The 5,622-nt window shown below is 44.0% G+C and carries 4 protein-coding genes and 1 pseudogene; 2 read left to right on the forward strand and 3 right to left on the reverse strand.

Annotated elements, in window-relative coordinates; translation table 11 throughout:
- The first annotated feature begins 510 nt into the window (after positions 1 to 510).
- Positions 511 to 2,046 (forward strand): annotated as a pseudogene (locus tag ACGG90_RS15170) (IS3 family transposase).
- Between the two features lie 574 nt (positions 2,047 to 2,620).
- Here the strand turns inward: ACGG90_RS15170 and ACGG90_RS15175 are convergent.
- The 3 genes from ACGG90_RS15175 to mscL form a co-directional block, all read right to left on the reverse strand.
- Positions 2,621 to 2,761, reverse strand: a complete 141-nt coding sequence (locus ACGG90_RS15175; RefSeq protein ID WP_191979342.1) for a hypothetical protein — start codon at positions 2,759 to 2,761, stop codon at positions 2,621 to 2,623.
- A gap of 15 nt (positions 2,762 to 2,776) precedes the next feature.
- Positions 2,777 to 3,025 (reverse strand): GlsB/YeaQ/YmgE family stress response membrane protein, encoded by a 249-nt coding sequence (locus ACGG90_RS15180; protein WP_033572653.1) that lies wholly within the window; start codon positions 3,023 to 3,025, stop codon positions 2,777 to 2,779.
- A 109-nt stretch (positions 3,026 to 3,134) separates the two neighbouring features.
- Positions 3,135 to 3,503: a large-conductance mechanosensitive channel protein MscL gene (gene mscL, locus ACGG90_RS15185; RefSeq protein WP_033572654.1), complete on the reverse strand. Its 369-nt coding sequence runs from the start codon at positions 3,501 to 3,503 to the stop codon at positions 3,135 to 3,137.
- A gap of 509 nt (positions 3,504 to 4,012) precedes the next feature.
- Here mscL and ACGG90_RS15190 point away from each other — a divergent pair.
- Positions 4,013 to 5,254 carry an ISL3 family transposase gene (locus ACGG90_RS15190; protein WP_390410680.1) on the forward strand — a complete coding sequence of 414 codons (1,242 nt, stop codon included), beginning with the start codon at positions 4,013 to 4,015 and terminating at the stop codon, positions 5,252 to 5,254.
- Positions 5,255 to 5,622: the final 368 nt, after the last annotated feature.

A 5,622-nucleotide genomic window follows, 5' to 3' on the forward strand; every position in this document is an offset into this window, starting at 1 on the left:
TCACTGCTGTTACTATTCGGTAGCCTCCCTGTTGTGGATTACAGATACATCGTGACGGCATGCAAGAGTATCAGCATCACAGCGCTACAGCACTCATTAAGATTCATCGCACCTCGATAGGCGGCGTTGAAATCAACTAAATAGTAGCAATTCAAAACTGAGTATTTTATCTCAGGGTGTGAATAGTAAAAACTCGAATGTCACATCTTCGATAGTTTCATCTCAACGGATTTAACGAAGTAATCGCATACCACACCGTCTACCGAATTTTCCAAAGATAGTGGCACATCCAGAGCTTGGTTTGCTACATCAATAAATTTAAGCAGATAGTCAACGTCGGCGTCATCATCACCATGTTTTTTATTAAATTCATGTGCAATATTGGCAAACAGTTTTTACCCTTCTAAATATGACTTTTGAGCATAATCTGGCGTGTAATTGTCAAGGGCGGTTTTAAAATGTGGTTTTGGGCGTGCGGACAAAAACCTGGACTTCGGGTATGATGTCATTATGTATTCAAAAGCAGACAAGAAAAGAGCTATCGAGCTCTACTACCAATATCATCATTCATGGAGTGCAGTAACCCGAGAATTAGGTTATCCGTCTTTGGGCGCCTTGAAACGGTGGATCAAAGACTATGAAGAAGATGCCAAAGCGACGCATACCGATACTCCTAGAAAACGAAAACCCAAGTACTCTGATACTCAGCGCCAGGCCGCAGTGGATCACTTTTTTGAGCACGGTCAGTTTATCACTAAGACAGTCAAGGCACTTGGATATCCCTCACGCCAACTTCTTCGCGAGTGGCTTCTTGAAGACCCACGTTGTGATGATACGTTGCGGAGTCGTACAGTTGTGAATAAGCCCGCCGCAACTGAAGAAGTTAAGGCCAAGGCTGTTGAGGCGCTTTATAAGCGAGAGGTTCCGGCCAGAGAAATCGCAGAGGACTTCGGGGTCAGCCGTGAAACACTTTATGGTTGGAAACGAGACGTACTTGGAGAAACCTTTCCGGCAAAGCAGGCGCCTAGTTTATCAGATGAAAGAAGTGCCGAGAAAATAGTTAACCCAGAAGTCTCAAGCCTCCAAGCTCGAATCAAAGAACTTGAGCTTCAAAATGATATCCTCCTCCAAGTGAACGCCCTTCTAAAAAAAGATCTGGGCATCGATCATCTAAATCTGACCAATCGAGAAAAGGTTCAGGTGATTGATGCCCTGCGTGACAAATACTCGCTCAATACGTTACTCAAGGCGCTTCAGCTGTCGAAGAGTAGCTACTTCTATCAACGTGACGCCATCGCTAAAGGCGATAAGTATGAGGCCATCCGTCCTCGTTTAAAAGTTATCTTTAAACAGAACTACGAGAGCTATGGATATCGCCGGATCAAGATGGAATTAGATGATGAGGGCATCCATCTTTCCGAAAAAGTGATCCGACGATTGATGAGTGAGGAAGGTCTGGAAGTCACCGTTACCCGGTGTCGCAAATACAGCTCGTATGCAGGAGAAATCACGCCGGCAGTCCCCAATATTCTTGATCGAGACTTTCAAGCTGAGGCTCCCAACCAGAAGCTCGTTACGGACATTACGGAGTTTTCTATCCAGGCGGGGAAGGTATACTTGTCTCCGCTAATTGATTGCTTTGACGGCCAAATCACGAGTTGGACAATTGGCACCAGTCCTAACGCCGAACTGGTTAACACAATGCTCAGCGCTGCGGCAGAGACCTTTACGCTCAACGAGAAACCTATTGTACATTCAGATCGAGGCGCGCATTATCGTTGGCCAGGCTGGATTGAGTTAATGAATGGATTCGGCTTCACACGTTCTATGTCGAAAAAAGCCAGCACCCCAGATAATGCTCAAGCGGAGAGCTTCTTCGGTCATCTAAAGACTGAGTTCTTTTACAACAGAAGTTGGCTAGGATAATCTATTGATGATTTCACCAAAGAACTCGACCTGTATATCGAGTGGTATAACACAAAGCGAAGAAAAAAAGTTTTAGGAGGAAAGAGCCCGCAAGAATACCGTCAGAGCAAGGCCGCCTGAGGTTGAAAGTCCAGAAAAACGTCCGCACGCCCTTTCCTACATTTTATGACTGCCATTAACATGTAATCTTGAAATGCGTCACGTATATCAAGACTTGGGAGATTTTCATCGGAAATAATGCAATCATTATATGCATTATAAAACTCATTGAGCCTTGCTCCAATAACGTGCTTCACTTCGTATGCGTCAAGTTTTTCTCGGTAATGATTCTAAATAGTGACTCGTTACTGTTTCTTTCCGCTTTGTCGGCGGTGGTCCACTCGCGGTTTTTGCGAGTTAGCTCCGACGAGCGACATTGCGTTCCATGACCAGCCCGCCGGAGTACTTTTTGTCTGAGCTCACAGCTTTTCGTGCCGCTAGGTAATTGGTATAGCTCGTTGAAAGAGTAAAAAAACTCGGCATGCCAATTGACATGCCGAGCTGGGGTTAATTTCGATGCATCTTAAACCACGATACCCTTTGCCGTGTGTAGCATCAGGTCTTCTCGTACCTCAACCGTACCGTATTCTGCTGAAAGTTACGCTTTCATCTTGATTTTGCGAACGTGCGTCCATCACAGACGGTCCGTATATCACTAGTCATGAATCGAATCCTGCAATTTATCCCCAGCCTTATCTATTTTCTTGGCTGCCCAAATTGTACCAGCTACCAGAGCTCCTCCAACCAGCAAAGTGCTGGCTACCATAAATGTAAAAATTGATTTTAAAGCATCCATGCATATGACCTCCAATCAATCTTTAGATCTACCAACAAAGAATGATACAACCGCTACGACAATCACTGCGCCAACTATCGATGGAATTATTGCCATACCAGCAAGTTTAGGACCCCAATGGCCGAGTAGTGCTTCACCAATAGATGATCCGATGAGCCCAGCAATAATATTTGCAATCCAACCCATCGATTTTCCTTTGCTTGTAATAGCGCCAGCAATAGCACCGATTATTGCGCCAACAATTAGTGACCAAATGAAGTGCATGTAAATCCCTCCCATTAAATATATTCTTTGTTACTAATTATAAGTATACAGGAGTTAACGCCAAAAAGAAAGCCGAAGGTATCTATTCCCTCTTACTACTTACGATAGCTCATTTTGAATTGCGCAGTAAATCGCGAATCTGTGTAAGTAAGAGTTCTTCCTTCGAAACAACAGGAGCATCAGGTTGTTTAGACGGCATAATACGATTAACCGTCTTGACAATAATAAAGACTACAAAAGCAGTGATCAAGAAGTTAATGACGTCGTTAAGAAAGCTGCCATACGTAAATTTTGCGTTCAAAATTGTAAAATATAGCTTACTTAAATCAGCCTTACCTACAAACATAGAAATAATTGGGTTGATCAAGTTTTTGGTCAGGGAAGTTACAACAGCGGTGAACGCACCGCCAATAATGACACCTACAGCAAGATCTAGAACGTTGCCACGCATAATGAAGTCTCTAAATTCTTTAATCATTTTGAATGCCTCCAAATTTTATGTTACGAAAAGAAGTATAGCAGAGTGGGGACGTTCTGAAAATTAAAAATAGCGCCTCATAATGAATTGGCTGGCGTCTGCCTAGCTATTTAGATAATCACCTAGGTTTGAAAATCAGTGCAAATCAGTGACAAGCCCAAAACTAGAAATGCTTTTATACCGATATTTTGAGCACCCGTGGCACTCAATAATAACTCATTCTAGAGGCGAGGCCCATATAACTTGCACGTCATGAAAGACCACAGAGTAGTCACGTGTACCAACCATGTGCATACCAATTAGTACACCCTAGTCCCTATATGGGGCTTATTTTTTGCAATCAAAAAGTCCGCCGGATGGCAGGCCAATAATACTGGATCTAGAATTTTTGGTGTTGATACTAATAACGCCAGAGATTCTAGATCCATCTTTGTATAACAAAAGAACACCTAGTCTCCTCGGTGCTATGCTTTAAGCGACGAAACCCAAACAAAGCGAGGTATGACTAGATGTCCGACTTAAATAGTACTCTTAAGCTGCTTGGAATTACAGATTCGAATATCACGGTCAGTGATGTACGTGATGAGATCCGCGGTCACGGCCAGGGTCGTAAGAAGTATCAGGTGGTTCATGCAGAACTGACGTATTTCCTAGAACGCTGTCCAAGTTGTGGCATGCCGGCATTGCGACGCAATGGGCACATCCGTACGCGTATTCACGTCAACGGCCCAACTGATTGCCCGGTAATCCTAGAGTTGGATAAGCAGCGCTGGCGTTGTAGTAACTGTCGGTCAACTCTCACTGCCACGACGCCCGTCGTAAAGCCTAATCATGCGATCTCTACCGGAATTTCGGAGTATGCGCTCAAGCTCTCTAAACTTGCTATACCAGGGAAACAGATAGCTTCTATTACTGGTATCTCGACGACTTCTATTGAGCGCATCATCGACGATGATATCAAGCCGCATCCGCTCAACTACCTCCCAGTAAATTTGTGTTTTGATGAGTTCCGTTCGACTCACTCCACAATGTCATTTATCTGTATTGACGCAGATACTCACAAAAGGGTCACAGTGCTTGGTGATCGTCTCTCAGCGACCATTAAGGACTTCTTCAAGAGCCACTATTCGAGCGAGCAAAGAGCCGGCGTCAAACACATCTGTATGGATATGAACGCCGCCTACCAGAACTTTGCTCACGAGCTCTTTCCAAACGCTGAGATCGTAATTGACAGATTCCACGTTATTCAGCTCATCGGGCGTGCAATGGATCAGATCCGCATTCAGGCCCTCAAACAGATATCCGACAAACATTCACGTGAATACAAAGCCTTGAAGACCAACTGGAAGACTTTGCACAAGGCCAAGCCAGACGCAAAGTACCGCCATTATCGCTTCGGTCTTAATGAATCCCTCACCGATCAAGAGGTTATTGACATTGGTATTGATCCCTTTCCAAAGCTGAAGACCGCCTATGAGACGTATATCGACATTCATGACGCATTGCTGGGAGGTCACCCTAAACGCCTTAAGGCGCTGATCGAGAACTACCAACCTTGCGGTGAACCAATGGATACGGCGATTGCTACCTTGAAGCTAAATATCCGCGGGGTTTTAAATGCCTCTCAGACCTTGCTTTCCAATGGACCAATCGAAGGTGTCAATCGCAAAATCAAAGAACTTAAACGTTCCTGTTATGGCTTTGCAAATCAGGAGCGCATGTTCAAACGAATTTACCAACTGATTGCTTAGTGGTCCTTGAACTCATACTGGTACCCCGGGGAGGAGTATGCCAACTAACACTAGGAATCCTGTACCCATAGTCCAAAATCAGACTCATAAAGGCCACCAAAGCACTCAATCCCATTGAATAACAAAAAGGTCTCTCCACAACGGAGAAACCTCAAAAGATAAAAACTATTCATCAACACCAATTGACAAAGTTCCATAATACTTTCAATAGCTTATCCTCATCAGAATTAACTGGCATATCTAGTGGCTGGTGAATTAGCCCTAACTTTCAGGCAAATCCACGATAACTTTGTAATCAATCTTCACCGCAGTCTTATTCTTTTTGGCAGTAATCGAAATTGGTCTACTTAAAACTGCGAGAAGATTTT

Origin of the sequence: Lacticaseibacillus jixiensis (assembly GCF_042847315.1) — a bacterium.
Classification (GTDB): domain Bacteria; phylum Bacillota; class Bacilli; order Lactobacillales; family Lactobacillaceae; genus Lacticaseibacillus; species Lacticaseibacillus jixiensis.